Origin of the sequence: Rhodococcus sp. WY5 (genome assembly GCF_018588185.1) — a bacterium.
GTDB lineage: Bacteria > Actinomycetota > Actinomycetes > Mycobacteriales > Mycobacteriaceae > Rhodococcus_F > Rhodococcus_F qingshengii.
The window spans coordinates 154,236-170,215 of sequence record NZ_JAAMPR010000003.1 but is presented as its reverse complement, the minus strand read 5'-3'; the positions used below and the strand labels follow the sequence as shown (position 1 = coordinate 170,215).

Sequence of the window (15,980 nt, the reverse complement as noted above, 5' to 3'; positions counted from 1 at the left end):
TTGGTTGAAGCTGACCCCATCGGCTCCTCGCCGGTGCTCGCCGGATACCTGCTCGGAGGCCGCTACCACGACAAATCGTTGATCAACCTCGTCGACGCCAACCGTCACGGACGCCTCAAATCAGCGCTGGCCGCCGAGGTGATCACCTTCCCCGACACCACGGTCTCGGTTCTCCCCGGCCTTCTGCATTCCGCTCAAGTCGACGCAATGCGCGCCGTCTGGAGCCCACTCGGAATCCACCTCGCAGGACTCGGGGTCGACGATGCCAACGTCATCGTGGACGCCGGCCGGATCGGACAACACGGCTCACCGGTGGAAATGATCGTCAATGCCACGACTATTGCCATCGTCACCCGCACTACTCGCCCGGCACTGGCAGCACTGCGAGCGTCGATCAACGGATTGCGTCAACAACTGTCCGCTACACAGTCCACGGCAAGCCTCGGGCTGATCCTCATCGGCGAATCCCCGTACAACGCAGACGAAGTAGCCAAGGTCGCGGGACTCGATGTCATCGCGGTCATCCCGGATTCGAAGGACGCGCGGGTGTTCTCCGACGGTGAGGTGTTGACCAAGTGGCGCCGCCGTCGGTCGCTGTATCTGCGTGCACTGCACCGAACGACCTGGCCGAAGATCGAAAAATTCGCGGCCACCCACCAGGCCGACTGGAAGTCCAGCCTCGCCATGACAGGAGACCGACGATGACGACAGACGAGACAGCGCAGACTACGCACAAGAACATCACCGATCTCCCGTTCTTCTCCTCGATGCTTCCAATCGCCGATCAGCCCCAGACTGCCCCCGAACCAGTGGTGCCGGTGCCGGCGGAGACCGCGGATTTCTTCCGCACCAACAACCTTCACGACCTACCGCCAGCGCCGCGGCCCAATGCCCCTGGTGAGGTCGTACAGTCGCAGCGGAGTGCGGCCCCGAAGATCCCAGTCGACCGAAAACTCGTCCGCACCCTGCAGCGAGAAGCGGCCGAGCTGCTGCGCGAACACCGCACCAAGCGGGACCGAGAGCTCAACGATCCGAAGAACACGAAAATCGTCGCTCCCTTCACCGCAGACGAAGAACGCGAATACGGGCGAGAGACAATCACCCGGCTGGTGAAAAACCATGTCCAACAGACGATCCGGTCCGGAGGCGAAACCTTCGATCTCAACCAGGAACACGCCCTCATCAAGGCGATCTTCGACGCGCAGTTCCGCCTCGGACCTCTTCAAGACCTCGTCGAAGAACCTCACATCACAGATATTTACCTCAACGGCGACGCCGTGTACGTCAAATACCCCGACGGACACTACGAATCCAGAGACTCCGTCGTCGACAGCAGCGACGAACTCCTCGAATGGATGAGTCTGCTCGCATCCAGAGCCGACAACGGCGGCAGGCCCTTCTCCAGGATCAATCCCTCCCTCCGGCTCAACATGCAAGGCAACCACCGACTTTCGGTCCTCGGTTACACCACCATCCGGCCCTCTGTCGCAATCCGCATCCACCGCCTGACCAACATCACCCTCGAACAACTCTCACTCGACCACCGCATGATGCCCCCAGAACTTGCACACATGCTCGGGTGCGCCATCCGAGGAAGAGCCTCGACCGGAGTCGGCGGCGGAATGGGCTACGGCAAAACGACATTCGCCCGCGCCCTGGCCAACGCACTCCCCATCCAGACACGAATCGGAGTCGCCGAAACCGAACGAGAACTCTTCCTCGACGAACTCCCAGGCCGTCGAGACTTCATCGTCGATGCAGAAATGATCATGGGCGGCGGTGAGCGCGGCGCAGACGGACAACTTGCCGGCGGCTTCAGTCTGAGCGCAATTCTCTACGAGTTCGTCCGCCAGGGACTCGACTTCCTCGTAGTCGGTGAAATCGCAGGCCTCGAGATCCTCGCCCTGGTCAAGGCCCTCCAAACGGCCAATGGCGGAATTTTCACCACCCACGCTTACACCGCACGCGGTGTCATCGACCGACTCGCCAACCTCGCCCAAGAGCCGCCGATGAACGCGTCAGCGGAATACATCGAGCGGCAACTCGCCGAACACGTCGACGTGATCGTTCAGCTGGCGACGAAGGTCAGGGTCAGCCGCGAAGGCACCACAACCGCAGTCCGATACGTCTCCGAAGTCGTCTACGTCGAACCTGGCGACACCGACAAGCTACCCAGCTTTTCCAACATCTACCGCGGATACTCCGACGGCACAGGCGTATTCGGCAGCATCCCGCAGCCGATGCTACGCAAGCTCCTCGCCGGCGGATTCAAGAAAGTGGACCTCCCTCCCGACACTCTTCGGAGTTTTGACGAAGAACGCGATCTGTTCGACGACGAAGGAGCTGCATGATCATGTACCAACAAATCGGCGTCTTCCTCGTCCTGCTGCTCTGCGCAGGAGTCGGCTGCCTCGTCGTGGGGTGGAGGGACCGCCGCGACCCCACAGCCCCCACTCGCCAGCGCCGCCGAAAGGGCGAACGAGCAAAACTATCGGGCACCACCCAACTTCTCCTGGCCGTCGGAATCGGCGCAGGCGCCACCGTCTACTACCTGAGCGGATGGCTCTTCACGCTCTTCCTCGTCCCCGCCCTTCTCGTGGGTCTTCCCTACCTCCTGAGCCGACCGGAAGCCGAACACCAGATCAGTCGCTTGTCCTCGATGGACGAATGGACACGCAACTTGTCGAGCAGCATGCGAGCCGGCTCCGGAATCGAACACACCATCATCTCGACCCCCATCCCAGAAGCGCTGAAAGACGAGATCACCGCCTTCATCAACAGGCTCCGCAACAATGTCCCACCCGCCGAAGCGGTCACACGATTCGCATCCGACCTCAACGACAGCGTCGGTGACAAGATCTGCGGCGCCCTCCTTCTCGCTATGCAACTGCGTGGTGTCGGCCTGGCCAACGTCCTCGAAGGCCTCGCCGAAGACGTAGGCGACACCGTCGCCCGCCGCCGCCGCATCGAAGCGGACCGCAAATCGACTCGAACACAAGCCAAATGGGTCACCATCATCACCATCGCCGTCCTTGCCGCAGCGTTCGCCTTCACGAATTTCATGGAGCCCTACCGTTCAGGCGGAATGCAGATCGTCCTGCTGATCCTGCTGACGCTCTTCGCTGCGGATCTGTACTGGATGAAACAAGCCACCAAGCCGCCGGTCTACCCGCGGTTCATCGGAACCAACGACCGCGTCGAACGCACTGACCTCGTAGGAGCGCAGCGATGAGCATCACCATGACGATCATCGTCTATACCAGCGTCGGCACAATCGGCATCTACCTCGTGGCCCTGTACTTCCTGCGAGCCCAACCCGCCCTCACCGACGTGATGTCCAGAATGTCCGGACCCGCGCCGGAAAAAGCAAACACCGCAGGAACATCACTCGTCGACGGGCTCGCCAACAAGCTCGGCCTCCGCGTACACCCCTACCTACAAGACAGCCGATTCCTCACCCTCCCCACAGCGGACCTCTCACTGCTGCACAAAGATCCGGCGCACGTACTCGGCGAAAAACTTGTCGCGGCGTTCTTCGGCCTGCTGATCTTTCCGATACTGAATCTGGTTCTGACAGCGTTCGGACTGGGATTGGCATGGTCGATGCCGGCGATCCTCTCACTCGCGACCGCCGTCTTCCTCTTCATGATTCCCGACATCGACATCCGTCGACGCGCAGCTGCCGCCCGCGCCGAATTCGCACAGGCTCTCAGCTCCTACATCGACCTCGTCGCGCTATGCCGACGAGGCGGAGTCGGATCCACGCAATCCCTCGAGATCGCCGCCCAAGTCGGAGACAGTTGGGTGTTCCTCCGACTCGACGAGGAACTCTACGAAGCGGGCCGCTCCGGCGAAGCGCCCTGGAGTGCTCTCACTCGCGTCTCGCAGCAGCTCGGACTCGCAGAACTCGGCGACCTCGCAGACATCATGACGATGACCGGTGACAAAGGCGCCAGCGTCTACACCTCACTGCGAGCCAAAGCCGCCAGCCTGCGCTCCGCACAAACCTCCGCTGAACAGTCCGCCGCCGTCGAGGCAACGGAGAAGCTCGCCATGCCCCTTGCCGGCCTCGCCGGCCTGTTCATGGCACTACTCCTGATCCCGGCGGTATCTGTCATCAGCGGCTAATCAAACCCACGAAAGGAAATCCCTCTGAACAGGCAAAACGAAGAAGGACTCATCGAACGGACTCATCCAGTCCAGGACAACTGCTACACATCCAGCACACCAATAAGGAGCACGCCATGACCACCAAGGCCATCACCACCACCCGCCGCGCAACCCGCGCTGCCATCACCTCGTACCTCGCACTCACGATGATGTTCGTCGCTGCACTCGCAGGAAGCCTTCTGCAGCGTGCAGGCGGTAAGGATTCGGACCGTGGCCCGTCCACCCTCGAGTACGTCATCATGGCCGGAATCGTCGCCGTCGCGGCCATCGCGGCCGGCGCCGTAGTCGTCCAGAAGATCCAGTCCCGCGCGGACTCCATCCCCGACTGAAGCTGCCGAGCGCAGTTCGGATGCTGGAGAACAAAACCATGGGCTTGTCGATAGCGCTGAGGACATGGAGTGCAACTTCGCTCTCCAGTGCTCGGCGCTATCGATGCCCGACAAGTCCAAGCCTTGCCATTTCGAGAACGAGAGAAACGAGAAAAGGGGGTATTAGATGTTGATCGCGATGAGCATTGTCGCCGGCGCACTTGCCCTCTGCGGCGTTGTCTGCCTCGTCTTCAGTTACTGGACGATGGAGCACGTAATTCTGTGGTCAATGTTGGCATCACTTCTGGTGACGTTTTCTACCTTCTTTTTCCCGTGGAGAACATCTTTGGTCGTTATTGGGGGTGTGGTACTCGGAGTGGGGGGTCTTTTCGGTCTCCGCTACATCGTCGACACAACGATCCAACATCGGCGAGGGCCAACCGAAGTGCCCCGCATTCCGCTGTGATTCTTCCTTGTCGAACGAACGATTTTGGAACGGCGACATACGAAAAATTCACGGACCCGCCAAATGAGAAGAGGAATTCATGATCATCGCCATCAGCGCATTGGTTAGTCACTCGACCGGATGATCAGTTGCCAACAGTTTCGAAGAAAGTAGGTCAAGGATGAAGCTTCCAGAACTCGTGATCGCCTGGTCATTAGCAATAATGCTGACGATTTCGCTCTGTGTTGTCCTTTTCGATGAATGGCAAACTGCCCTGCTTGCTGTGATCGCAATCGCCGTCGGCTTGCTGTTCCTATTCGACCTAACCTTCAACGGGTATAACGGTCTCGAAACACTCCTCCTGCTATCGCTTCTCGTTTTTTGGGTAGTCGGGTTTTGTACCTACTTCACTAGTTCAGTGCAAACATCTCTGATCGCGCTTGGCATCGTGGGCACCTGCATCCTGGCGTTCTACCTGATTGGGAGTTCTGTCCAACTCCGACTTGAAATCTCGCGCAACCGATTGCAAGAAGGAGAATCTTAGTGTCGATCATGATGACCGCCTTCGCTGTCGTAAGTGTTCTCAATGCAACAGCATTCACCGACCACCAGGCCCGCTGAAAGGTAGAAAACGGATGATAACCACACTCGGCGTACTGCTCGTCACGATGGCTCTCTTGCTGGCGATAGTAGCCATCATCGATGACCACTCCATGGCGTTCATTTACGCCCCCATGGCTGCGGTAATCATGATAATCGTCCTGCCGTTCCTGGCGACCGACCTGATTACCGACGAAAACACGTCCCGTGCAGCACGTTTCGGCACCTTTGCCGCAGCATTCCCCCTCTCCATAGCCTTTGTAGCCGCAGTGACATGTTCTGCCGTGTTCGTCCGCAACCGTGTGGAAACCAAACGCAGAATCGCAGCCCAAAGAGATCTCGCCACCTAACCCGACCCACCAACCGGACCGCAGAGAAACGGACAGTCATGACACTGGAACAGCTGATCGACCGGTGGCGCCACGACGACCGAGGGCCCACCACGCTCGTCACCGTCATCGCGATGGTCGCTTTCCTGATGATGTTCTCCGTACTGCTGCAAACCGCCCTGTTCTTCCACGCACGGGACGTCGCCAACACCTGCGGCGAAAAAGCATTGCAAGCCACACGTTCTCAGCAAGGGAACCAGGCGCTCGGGCTCGCTGCAGCGAACGCGTGCATCGCGAAATCCGGATCGGGTGACCTTCAAGCTCCGGTCGTGTCAGTGAACAAGACACTCCGCGAAAGCACCGTCACGATCACCGGCAAGTCCCCGTCCCTCGTCCCGGGGCTGGAATTCGCCATCACCGTCGACCACACCAAACCCACAGAGCGCGTGACCAATCCCGGAGGTGTCGGATGAACCTGAACCAGTGGATCGCTCGCGCCCGCTCAAACGATCGAGGAGATGTGACCATCGAGTTGTGCCTCGCGATCGTCGTCCTCCTCGTCCTACTCGGCTGGATGTACGCATACGGCGTCAACCGCCAGGCACATCAAAAGGTCGAGCACGCCGCAGGAGAAGCCGCCCGAGCAGCATCACTCTCACGTACCGCTACTCAAGCCAACCCCCTCGCATACCAAGCGGCCCTGGACTCCATGGACGGTCAAGGACTCAAATGCACGACCATGAACGTCAGCGCTGACACCTCCGGATTCCGCACGCGCCCAGGAGTATCCGCAACCGTCGAAGTCACCGTCAGTTGTGAAGTCTCCTACGACGCCCTCGGATGGCCCGGCGTCAGCGGAGGACGAACTATCGAGGTCACTGCAATCTCACCCATCGACACCTTCCGGGAGCGCACCAGATGATCACCGCCCTGCGTAAGCGACTCACCTCCAGGCTCCCCGAGGAACGCGACAAGGGCGCCGTGACGCTGATGACCGTGATTCTCGCCCCCATCCTCATATTCTTCGTGTGGGGACTCATCGTCGACGGCGGCGGAATGCACACCGCAGCTCAACGCGCGGACAACGTCGCCGAAGACGCCGCCCGCGCGTCCGGACAGCAGATCGTCGGATCGCTCAGTGCGCGAGGGATCGATACGGTTGTCGACCCCGTACGCGCAGTGGCGGCCGCGAAACGCTACCTCGCCGACGCCGGTGTAGAGGGTGAGGTCATCCCCACAGGGCCTCGCACACTGCTGATCACCACCCGCATCGTCTATGACAACAAGCTTTTGCCCCTTGGTTCGAAAGTGATCACGGGCAGCGCAACCGTGAACCTCAACCGCACCAACGCAGGGGAGGTGTACCGGCCATGAGTGCTCGCACAGTCCGATCCCGCCTCGCAGGACTCGGGTACCTCCTGATCCTGCTACTGCTCGTGGCAGGGATCCCCGCAGCACTGTGGGCATTGCGCGGTAATCCTCTCGACATCCCCTTCTCGGATCTCGAGAGTCTGCTCTCCAGCCCCGACGACGGCAGCCTCCTCGTCGCACTTCTGCCCCTCGTCGGCTGGGCCGCCTGGGCGACATTCACCCTCCCGATCCTTGTCGAGCTCGCAGCCACACTCCGGGGCGTCAAGGCACCGAAGATCCGACTTCTCGGATCGCAACAGAAAACGGCGACATTCCTCGTCAGTGGTGCACTGCTTCTACTGACAGCCGGCACCGCAACCGCTACACCCGCACTCCCGCAACCAGCAGACAGCGCATCACCTGCGCCCTACGCACCGATCGCCGCACAACAAGACCCGAGCGGCCCCGCCCACACTCAGATGGACCCCCGCGCTGCACGGCCCGCAGTCCAACCCGCCGGCCCGACCGTGACCACCGAACGCGGAGACACCCTGTGGGGACTCGCCCACACTCACCTCGGCGACGGAAGACTGTTCACCGAACTGCTCGAACTGAACAAAGACGTTGTCCCTGAAGCGGGATTCCTCGCAGAAGGAATGACGCTGCAACTCCCTGCGGCAACCCAGGACGTCGTACAAGGCGCCTACACCGTCCAAGCTGGAGACACGCTTTGGGACATCGCCGACCGAGAGCTCGGCGATCCTTTGCGTTTTTCTGAGATCACCACTGCGGACGGGTCGCCCGCCGGAGACCTGATCACAGTCGGACAGCAATTGATCATCCCATCCGACTCCGCCCAAACACCCGTGCCGGCAGCGGACGCAGCCCCCCAGCCGGCGGTCGTACCTGCGCCGGCGGTGGAGGTATCCCCGGAGGCGGCGACGGCACCTGCGCCGGCGGTGGAGGTAGCCCCCGAGGCGGCGGCACCGGAACCAGCTCAGGCGCAGATACCCAACCCTGCACCGGAACCCCTCCCGGAAATTGCAGCGACACCGAACTGGCAACTCGACCCCATCGAGCCCCAGATGCCTGCGAACATGGCCCCTGATGCCGAAGCGACCGTGACCACCGCCGATACGGAAGACGACTCCTCCAACTCGTCTGACGTCGTCTACATCGCCCTCGGTATCTCCGCGCTCGCCGCCGCCGGCCTGACCGGTCATCTCGCGCTGCGCCGCCGGCAACAGCAGCATCGTCGCCGCCGCGGTGAGCGCATCGCCCTGCCCGCCAAGGAAGCAATCCTTGCCGAACAAGCATTGACGGCCGCCGTCGATCCGTTGACCACCGCTCATGTCGATATTGCATTACGGAACCTCGCGCAGTACTGCCGAGCGAACGAGATCTCCATCCCCCGACTGCTTGCGGTTTTCATCGGCGACGACACCATTGAACTCGGGCTGATCGAGAAGATCTCGCTGCCCCAGCCTTGGATGCAATCAGACGACGACACGTGGATGGTCGACCCACGGGCGTTCCCTCGGTCGGTCCCGGACATCGACGTCAGCCCATACCCAGCCCTGACTGCGATGGGAGCCAGCGACGACGGGCGAGAGCTCATGCTCAATTTGGAGGAAATCGGGCATCTCTCCATCACCGGCACACCTACCGCGACCGCAAATGTGCTTCGCGCGATGGCCGTCGAGCTTGCCGTATCGCCTCTAGCCGATTCCCTTCACCTCAACGTCGTCGGATACTGCGGCGACCTCGCAGGCGCAGTGAATACCGGCCGTATCACGCACTCGGACAACACCGACGAGGTGTTGGCGCGCTTGGCCCGCCACCTCGAACGCGACGCCGACATCCTCGACGAGAACGACATCGAATCCATCGCGCATGCACGGAGCGTGTACGAAACCAGCGAGCTGACTGCTCCGGAAGTCGTCCTCATCTCGGACCCGCTGACAGCTGAACAAACAGAAATTCTGGCCGCGATCGCCGAGAACGCACCGCGGATCGCGTTCGCCGCAGTCACGACGCAGAACGCGAATACTCGCTCCGACTGGACGTTGGATGTCGCCGACGACGGCACTGCAACACTGGTCCGCCCAGGTATCGCAACCGCGCAGCTCACTGTCACAACACTCGACGAAGCCGGCTACGAAAGCATCGTCAGTCTGTATGCCACCACCACGCATGATCCTTCCCCAGCTACCCAACCCGAAACTGCGGACTTCAGTTGGGAGGGGGCACGTCTCGACTTCGACATCACGACCGAAAATCTCATCACCAGTGCCGACCCTGCGGCATTCACCGTAGTTCGCAACGACGACAACGTAATTGAGGGAATCAACTCCGAGACAGTCGGTGACATCGAAACCGACCGTGGCGGCCACACCGAAACCGAAACCGTCGCATACGAGGCTGACGTCCCCACAGCTCCACACATCTGGATCCGCGTCCTCGGAGAACCCACCCTCACCCCACTCACCCCAGGCTCAACGGACCGAGAAAACTCGCGAAGCCTCACCGAAATCGCCGCTCTACTCGCATTCAGCGACGACGGAGTGCCCGCAACTGAGCTCACCGCAAAGATGTGGCCCCACGACGTCGAACTCGTCAACGCGGCCAGCACTGCCGAAGAAGCGAAGACGGCAAACGCGCGGCTCCGTAGCCGCCGCAACCAAGCCGTCACACGACTGCGCAGCTGGATGGGAGATACCGACACCGGGGACGCAGCGCTCATCAAGTCCGGAGACCGAACCGGCCGAACGCCACTTCGCCTCCACCCTTCAGTGACCACAGACTGGGACTACTGGAACCAGCTCGTCGACGCTCACCCTGCGACGACGACAACCGAACGCCTTGAATCTGCACTAGCGCTGGTGACCGGTCAGCCCTTCACCAGCGACGACCCGATTGCCTACCGGTGGGCAGATCACATAAAGCAGGAAATGATCTCCGCGATCACCGACGTCGCAGAAGAGCTCGCCGGCCGCTACATCCGCGGCGAACAGGTCACCCAGGACCTCGATGCCGCAGGAAAGGCAGCCCGGGCCGGCCTCACGGTCGACAGTGCTCACGAAGGCTGCTGGCGAGCGGCCATCATCGCCACCCACTTCTCCGGGGACATCGAAACCACCCAAACCCTCATCGACACCCTCAAAAGCGAACTCGACGAACTGCAAGTCGACGCACACCCGGAGACCAACGAACTCCTCAGACAGCTCGACACCACCACCGACTACCGCATCGGAGCCGCATCATGAACCGCCGCCTCGCAGCCATGCTCACCCTCACTGCGGCGGCCTGCCTGACCGCAAGCTGCAGCATCCTCAGCCCGGAGCCCGGCACCCTCAACACCAGCAGCGGCCCGACCTTTACCGGCCCCCCTGGATCGGGAAAATCACCTGAACAGCAAGCAGGAGAAGGTGCCCTCGCCAAGATCAGCGAGTACTACACCGTGCTCGCACGATTGAACTCCGACCCCGCTGCCCCGCTCTCTGACCTCGATGCCGTCGCGGCCGGCCGTTTCCTCGACAGGACCAAGAAAGAGATCACAACCAGTCGCAACGGAAACCCGACGCCACCAAGCGATCTCAAAGTACTCAAGAACGTGATTACCAAACACGACATCCCCATCGACGAGACCGGCGCACCGACAGCGGGAACTGCCACGCTCCAAATGGACGTCTGCATCAGCAAGCCAGTGGACAAACTCGAACTCGGAAAACCGATCCTGACGAACCCGTCGTGGCCCGACCCAGCAGGATGGAGAGTCACAGCCGACTACACACAACCCGGAACACCCTGCAGCGCCGGAAGCTTCTAGGAGACAACAACATGGCCCACAACAGAATTCGACGAACCACAGCAGCAACAGTCGCAGCTGTTGCCCTACTAGCCGGCGTCGCAGCTTGTTCCAGCAATTCCGACGAGCCGAACGTCACTCTCACTGCGACCGGAAACCCCGCTTTCGATGGTCCAGACGGCAAGACCGAGGCGAAGACGCCCGACGAGCAAGCGCGGAGCCAAGCGATCGCCAAGGTCAACGAGTTTTATGCTGCCCTCGGAAGCATTGAAGCTGACCCAACAGCTTCTGTGGATGCGATCAGCGGTGTGGCTGGCGACCCAGTCTTGAACGACCGAGTCGGGGACATCATGCTTCGACGGTCGCAAGGCATCACCAGTACCGGAGCCATTTCCGTCATCAAATCCTCGGTGACGGATCTGAGCGCTCCAGTAGATGATCAGGGAAAACCCCGCGCGGAAGCCGCCTGGGTTCACGTTCAGGCCTGCACTGATATCTCCGGCTGGAATGCCGTATTTCCGGACGGATCAAGTGCGATGAAGCCCGACCGCGGCCAGTTCGAGTCCACCAACATCACCGTTCGGAACCCCGCGTGGCCTGATTCGAATGGCTGGCGCGTCACAAGTCAAACAGTTGAGAAGGTGCAATCATGCGACTAGCAATGAGAATTTTCGCCACTGCGACACTGGTTTGCGGCGTTCTGGTCACGGGGAGTCAGTCAGCGTTGGCGCAGCCAGGCGTAGGTGGAGGTGGAGTTGACGTATCGTCCTCGCCCGGTGGTGCGAATGTGACAGTGGGTGGCGGCTACGTGAGTGCGCCCGCGGGCTCAGGCGCCGGCGCGGGGGCCGCGGCAGGCGGCGCGGCTGGCAACGCAGGAGGCGGCGGAGGCGGTGCGGGTACTGGCGGCGCCGGCCCCGCTGCTGCACCTCCGTCCGGGGTCCTCAACGGAATCCTGCAAGGCGCATGTCTCGGCACACCGGGGGGATGCCCCGCACCGCCTGCGGCACCCGGTATCGAGGTCCCGCCGACGCCGCCCTCAATGGCGGAGATCATGAATACGGTGTCTATGGCGATCACCGCTATGCAGCTCGAAAAGCCTCCAATGTGCTGGACACCTGAACCTGCGAACTCAGGTGGAGGTCAACGTACCGGTCTCGTGGGTAAGGAGAGCTGGGCTTTCATGTGCCCCAACGACGTTCGTGAATCCACGACAGGCCCGGTCAACAGAGCAGCCACCTCGGGTGTTGTAACCGTCACCGCGAACGCCATCAACACCGGTGTCCTCATCAATCACGGCGATGGAGACGTGCAACTGTGCCCGGGTGCATTGCTGCCGTTCACTCCGTATACCGATGCTGTTGACGCCAGCCCTCTTTCGCCCGCCAGCGGAACTCCATCGCCCACATGCGGGCATCGTCTCGCAAAATCGTCCATCGGACAGCCGCAAGACGTCTTCAAGGTCAGCGCGACCAGCAACTGGGTGGTCACGTGGACTGCCACTTGGCCAGGCGGCACGATGGGTTTGGTGTAGCCCCCACTCCGTTGACGTCGATGTACGACCGGCGGGTAGGCGAATTGCAGGTCTTGGTCACACCGAACTGAATTCAGCCAATGGATGCCCGCGTCATTTTGAACTGTCCAGTTCGAGTGACGCGGGCATCTTTGTCGGCAGAACGAGAAGGGAATCATAGGTGGGCACCTATCATCACGTGGTCCTACGCTCGGCGCCAGGCGAATACGTCGCCAGGATAAGGCCGAGCGCATTCGGATGCGACATCAAGGTCGGTAGGGGAGGTTGGTTTGATCAGAATCGCCTCCCGGCCATCATGGCGTTCGCGGAGAAGTATTTCGACTGTTCCCTGACGGCGATCTGGGTAGACGACCTGTCCTGTGACGGTTGGGAATACGACTCGTCACTGGTAGCTCCTTGGGACGGCCCGGTGTCCCTTGATGACGAACCTGAACTTCCTCACCTGGTACCGGCCAGTTCGCCAGGCAAAGCAGACGCCGCTTGTCCGAACATCATTGTCGAGGGGATGTAAATACACGTGCTGACCGGGGATCCGAGCGAGAGTACGTCGTTGTCATTGGGTGAAATTCGGAGGGCCATAGCGCAATCGTCGGTTCTGACGGTGAGACAGAAGCTCTCGTATCTGGGTGCGTGGTCGGTTCATGCTCGTGGTGCATCCCGCAATGCAGCCAGGGTTGAGGACTACTGGCAGGCGTCTGATTTTGCTGTCCGCGTCTCGGCATTGCGCGCCTGTGTGAATGCGGTTGATCCGGAGTTGATTTCGGACTTGTCGGCGACGTTGATCCCATGCGAGGAATCTTCGTATTCCGCGTCCTTTGAGGATGCGCTCAGGTCTGAATTTGGGGGTCCGGTGGGTTCTGCGATCAACAGGCTGGCGCTGGAATGGAATGCGAAGGTCAACCTTCCGTGGCCGATGTTGATGCACCAGGCCGTTGACAGCACAAGCAGGTATCTGGCCGTGGACAGCCTGTCGAGGGCCGATCGGGGAGAGGCGCGATTGGCCGCAGCTTTGGCAGTTGCGATCCCGATGGTGGTGCGTAGTGAATTCGCCGAGATCGGTGTTCGGGGTCGCTATGTTTTGCTGTGGCGGGGGCTGGGGAAGTTTGGGGTAAGCCCTCGACGCAAGCTCTGGCCTGAACTGGCGGGGCGTCGGGTACCTCACGATTACAGCGCGCAGCCTCTGTCGTCGTTTACGGCCAACTTTGAGGTTGCCTTGGATTTCGCGCGTGACGGTGAGGGGATTTTGTTGGCTGAGTTGGTTCCGTTGTCGGCCGTATTTTCGACTTCCCTGGTGTTGGGGTTCTTGGGATTTGAGGTGGTCGTGCGAGATCATCGCCACCGTTGGCTGGTGCCTCTCCGCCGGACCGAGGGCGCTTGGGTAGTTGACTACAGCGCACCCTGATTGATTCATCTCCCCGAGCTGTCGTCCAGTCTCGCCGTTGCTTGCAGTTGCGCGCTTGCGTTGCGTGTTGGATTACCTTGTGGCGGTGTAGAACTGTGGATCGCCAGTCTGGTTGAGTGTGGGTTGTCAATATCGTGAAATTCGAGCAGGCGGGGGAGTTTGGATGAGGCAGCTGCCGACTTCGATTCAGGAGGAGAGCGCTTCAGGTGGGGGGACGGGCCGTTGGGGGGCGTGGCGGAAACAGTTGGTCCCGCTGATCGGTGTCCTCGCGATAATCCTGCTGTTGTTCTGGTTCAACGTAATTTGGACGTCGATCGACCAGTATCTCAATCCAACTTCGGGGGCGGCAGTGGATGTTTCGCCCGATCCTGGAATTGCGGAGGACGTTATCGCTACTAGCGTGGCGGTGGCGTGCGGGTGGTTCACGTTTTTGGTTGTTCGCAGATTCTGGGGCCCGGTCGATCGATCTGCGCCGTGGCTCGCAGGTGTGGGCCGTCGTCGGCGGTTCCTCGGAGCTGCAGGAATTTGGGCGGTCGGTCAGGCTCTGGCAATTGCGTTTCGGGTATTTGTCGGTGAGGGCTCATCTGGTACTCCCTCGGTCGAGGGTGGTTGGTTCTCCTGGGACGTCGTGAAGCCGGTCCTGCTGGCGGGGTTGATGGAAGAGGTCTTCTTTGCCGGGCTGGCGGTGTTGGTAGGTCTGCGATTCCGGATCAACCTCATCGTGGTGATCGGTATTTCAGCGATTCTTCGTGGAGCCTTGCACATATATCAGGGGTGGGAGTTCGCAGTCAGTGCGTTGTTGTGGGGAGGGTTTGCTGTTTTCGCGTACTACCGTTATCGATCGCTCTTGGGATTAGTTGTGCCTCACAGTATTTTCAATCTTGGCGTAGTGGCGGGTTGGATGGGACAGCGATGGTTGGTCGTGGCCGTCGCGGTCGTAGTGGTCGGTTTGGCTGTTGTCTACATCGCAGAGATCGAGAGGTCGCGCGGTTCTCGTTTGGGCACTGAGGGTGGGGTAAACGTGGGCGATCGGCAATCGCGGTCAGTTGTGTTGACCGGTGAGCCTTAAAGGCCAGAAGCATCAAAGAAGGCCCTGTTCGAGTGCGTGAACAGGGCCTTTTGCCAACTAGATGCATCGGAGGATTCGTACGGGTGGGTCGCGGGACCGTGCTCAATGTCTGTGTCTGCCCATATCGTTGGGGATATGACGGAGAATCGAAGCTTTTTTGATCGTCCGAAACCGTGGCTGGATGCTCCCCGCCCGGGGCCGACTGTCGTTGTCGACATCGATGGCGTCGTTGCGGATATGCACAATTTCGAGGGGTTGATCGCCGCGCCGTCATACGCCGATCGAGATTGGAAGCGGTTTCATACCCATTTCGGTGAAGCTTCCCTGAACCGCGCGGGTGGAAAGTTGGTTCGGGCGCTCGACAGTGCAGGTTTCACCATTGCTTACAGCACAACCCGCTTGGACCAGTTCAATCGGACATCTGATCGGTGGATTCGGGCGAAGTCGTTGCCGCCCGGTCACATCGAATCACGGAGCTTGTGGGTGGACGGAACTGTGCGTCGGGCGTTTGATGTCAAACGTCGGCATTGGTGGCGGTGGGAAAACCACTACGCAGAGACGAGCCCGATAGTGGCCTGGATCGACGACGAACCAGACGCAGTCGACGCGCTTCGGGGGGAGGGCTGCCCGGCGTGGTTGTTCTCGGAGCTCTTCGATCGCCTCAAAGTCGGCGATGTGGTTCCAGCGCTCGCGTCCGGACCGGAACCCGTTGATGTTCTCGCTGCGAGGAAGGCGGAGGCTTTGCCGCGGTGGGAGGAATTCGACGAGCGCTTCAAGGTCAAACACGCGCGGTGGCAGAAACGGCACGCGGAACGAATGCGGAGTCGCCAACAGGATCAACGAGTGGTCGGCGATGGAGCTGTTCGCGTCTGAGCCATTCTGTGAAGGTGGCTCACCGCATCGACGATGGACATCGGTGCGGTGAGCCGGAGCACACTACGCCAGCAATGCGCCGCTGACGATGCTAC

At 60.8% G+C, this 15,980-nt stretch carries 17 protein-coding genes; all 17 read left to right on the top strand.

The features are described 5' to 3' along the window. The 17 genes from G4D79_RS31440 (at position 1) to G4D79_RS31360 (ending at position 15,885) form a co-directional block, all read left to right on the top strand. Positions 1-705, top strand: a complete 705-nt coding sequence (locus G4D79_RS31440; RefSeq protein WP_238704744.1) for a hypothetical protein — start codon at positions 1-3, stop codon at positions 703-705. After that, positions 702-2,351 (top strand): ATPase, T2SS/T4P/T4SS family, encoded by a 1,650-nt coding sequence (locus G4D79_RS31435; RefSeq protein ID WP_118604108.1) that lies wholly within the window; start codon positions 702-704, stop codon positions 2,349-2,351. The genes G4D79_RS31440 and G4D79_RS31435 overlap by 4 nt, the downstream gene beginning before the upstream one ends. A gap of 2 nt (positions 2,352-2,353) precedes the next feature. Next, the gene (locus tag G4D79_RS31430) at positions 2,354-3,232 is read left to right on the top strand and encodes a type II secretion system F family protein (RefSeq protein WP_070161042.1); all 879 of its coding nucleotides are present in this window, start codon (positions 2,354-2,356) and stop codon (positions 3,230-3,232) included. Next, positions 3,229-4,128 carry a type II secretion system F family protein gene (locus tag G4D79_RS31425; protein WP_118604111.1) on the top strand — a complete coding sequence of 300 codons (900 nt, stop codon included), beginning with the start codon at positions 3,229-3,231 and terminating at the stop codon, positions 4,126-4,128. The genes G4D79_RS31430 and G4D79_RS31425 overlap by 4 nt, the downstream gene beginning before the upstream one ends. Positions 4,129-4,244: 116 nt before the next feature. Further along, positions 4,245-4,499 carry a hypothetical protein gene (locus G4D79_RS31420; protein ID WP_118604114.1) on the top strand — a complete coding sequence of 85 codons (255 nt, stop codon included), beginning with the start codon at positions 4,245-4,247 and terminating at the stop codon, positions 4,497-4,499. Between the two features lie 605 nt (positions 4,500-5,104). Further along, positions 5,105-5,467, top strand: coding sequence for a hypothetical protein (locus G4D79_RS31415; RefSeq protein WP_118604120.1), 363 nt, complete (start codon positions 5,105-5,107; stop codon positions 5,465-5,467). A 91-nt stretch (positions 5,468-5,558) separates the two neighbouring features. Then, positions 5,559-5,873: a hypothetical protein gene (locus G4D79_RS31410; protein WP_118604123.1), complete on the top strand. Its 315-nt coding sequence runs from the start codon at positions 5,559-5,561 to the stop codon at positions 5,871-5,873. 38 nt (positions 5,874-5,911) lie between these two features. Beyond that, on the top strand, positions 5,912-6,325 hold the full coding sequence (locus tag G4D79_RS31405) for a hypothetical protein (protein WP_070160957.1): 414 nt from the start codon (positions 5,912-5,914) through the stop codon (positions 6,323-6,325). Then, a complete protein-coding gene (locus G4D79_RS31400) occupies positions 6,322-6,774 on the top strand; it encodes a pilus assembly protein TadG-related protein (protein ID WP_118604126.1) in 453 nt (150 codons plus the stop codon). The genes G4D79_RS31405 and G4D79_RS31400 overlap by 4 nt, the downstream gene beginning before the upstream one ends. Beyond that, positions 6,771-7,226 (top strand): TadE/TadG family type IV pilus assembly protein, encoded by a 456-nt coding sequence (locus G4D79_RS31395; protein ID WP_058037093.1) that lies wholly within the window; start codon positions 6,771-6,773, stop codon positions 7,224-7,226. Before G4D79_RS31400 ends, G4D79_RS31395 begins: the two co-directional genes overlap by 4 nt. Continuing rightward, the gene (locus G4D79_RS31390) at positions 7,223-10,468 is read left to right on the top strand and encodes a LysM peptidoglycan-binding domain-containing protein (protein ID WP_118604129.1); all 3,246 of its coding nucleotides are present in this window, start codon (positions 7,223-7,225) and stop codon (positions 10,466-10,468) included. Before G4D79_RS31395 ends, G4D79_RS31390 begins: the two co-directional genes overlap by 4 nt. Next, complete coding sequence (locus tag G4D79_RS31385; RefSeq protein WP_058037091.1) at positions 10,465-11,031, top strand: hypothetical protein; 567 nt, start codon at positions 10,465-10,467, stop codon at positions 11,029-11,031. Before G4D79_RS31390 ends, G4D79_RS31385 begins: the two co-directional genes overlap by 4 nt. A gap of 11 nt (positions 11,032-11,042) precedes the next feature. Beyond that, positions 11,043-11,669, top strand: a complete 627-nt coding sequence (locus G4D79_RS31380; protein WP_118604132.1) for a hypothetical protein — start codon at positions 11,043-11,045, stop codon at positions 11,667-11,669. A 149-nt stretch (positions 11,670-11,818) separates the two neighbouring features. Next, complete coding sequence (locus G4D79_RS31375) at positions 11,819-12,541, top strand: hypothetical protein (RefSeq protein WP_214514823.1); 723 nt, start codon at positions 11,819-11,821, stop codon at positions 12,539-12,541. Between the two features lie 517 nt (positions 12,542-13,058). Then, positions 13,059-13,943 (top strand): hypothetical protein, encoded by an 885-nt coding sequence (locus G4D79_RS31370; protein ID WP_118604138.1) that lies wholly within the window; start codon positions 13,059-13,061, stop codon positions 13,941-13,943. A gap of 163 nt (positions 13,944-14,106) precedes the next feature. Then, a complete protein-coding gene (locus tag G4D79_RS31365) occupies positions 14,107-15,012 on the top strand; it encodes a CPBP family intramembrane glutamic endopeptidase (protein WP_118604141.1) in 906 nt (301 codons plus the stop codon). Between the two features lie 135 nt (positions 15,013-15,147). Next, complete coding sequence (locus G4D79_RS31360) at positions 15,148-15,885, top strand: hypothetical protein (RefSeq protein ID WP_238704746.1); 738 nt, start codon at positions 15,148-15,150, stop codon at positions 15,883-15,885. Positions 15,886-15,980 lie beyond the last annotated feature (95 nt).

Excerpts from the sequence above, each read along its gene's own strand:
- G4D79_RS31435 (WP_118604108.1), top strand. The coding sequence starts at position 702 with ATGACGACAGACGAGACAGCGCAGACTACGCACAAGAACATCACCGAT.
- G4D79_RS31430 (WP_070161042.1), top strand. The coding sequence starts at position 2,354 with ATGTACCAACAAATCGGCGTCTTCCTCGTCCTGCTGCTCTGCGCAGGA.
- G4D79_RS31425 (WP_118604111.1), top strand. The coding sequence starts at position 3,229 with ATGAGCATCACCATGACGATCATCGTCTATACCAGCGTCGGCACAATC.
- G4D79_RS31420 (WP_118604114.1), top strand. The coding sequence starts at position 4,245 with ATGACCACCAAGGCCATCACCACCACCCGCCGCGCAACCCGCGCTGCC.
- G4D79_RS31415 (WP_118604120.1), top strand. The coding sequence starts at position 5,105 with ATGAAGCTTCCAGAACTCGTGATCGCCTGGTCATTAGCAATAATGCTG.
- G4D79_RS31410 (WP_118604123.1), top strand. The coding sequence starts at position 5,559 with ATGATAACCACACTCGGCGTACTGCTCGTCACGATGGCTCTCTTGCTG.
- G4D79_RS31405 (WP_070160957.1), top strand. The coding sequence starts at position 5,912 with ATGACACTGGAACAGCTGATCGACCGGTGGCGCCACGACGACCGAGGG.
- G4D79_RS31400 (WP_118604126.1), top strand. The coding sequence starts at position 6,322 with ATGAACCTGAACCAGTGGATCGCTCGCGCCCGCTCAAACGATCGAGGA.
- G4D79_RS31395 (WP_058037093.1), top strand. The coding sequence starts at position 6,771 with ATGATCACCGCCCTGCGTAAGCGACTCACCTCCAGGCTCCCCGAGGAA.
- G4D79_RS31390 (WP_118604129.1), top strand. The coding sequence starts at position 7,223 with ATGAGTGCTCGCACAGTCCGATCCCGCCTCGCAGGACTCGGGTACCTC.
- G4D79_RS31385 (WP_058037091.1), top strand. The coding sequence starts at position 10,465 with ATGAACCGCCGCCTCGCAGCCATGCTCACCCTCACTGCGGCGGCCTGC.
- G4D79_RS31380 (WP_118604132.1), top strand. The coding sequence starts at position 11,043 with ATGGCCCACAACAGAATTCGACGAACCACAGCAGCAACAGTCGCAGCT.
- G4D79_RS31365 (WP_118604141.1), top strand. The coding sequence starts at position 14,107 with ATGAGGCAGCTGCCGACTTCGATTCAGGAGGAGAGCGCTTCAGGTGGG.
- G4D79_RS31360 (WP_238704746.1), top strand. The coding sequence starts at position 15,148 with ATGACGGAGAATCGAAGCTTTTTTGATCGTCCGAAACCGTGGCTGGAT.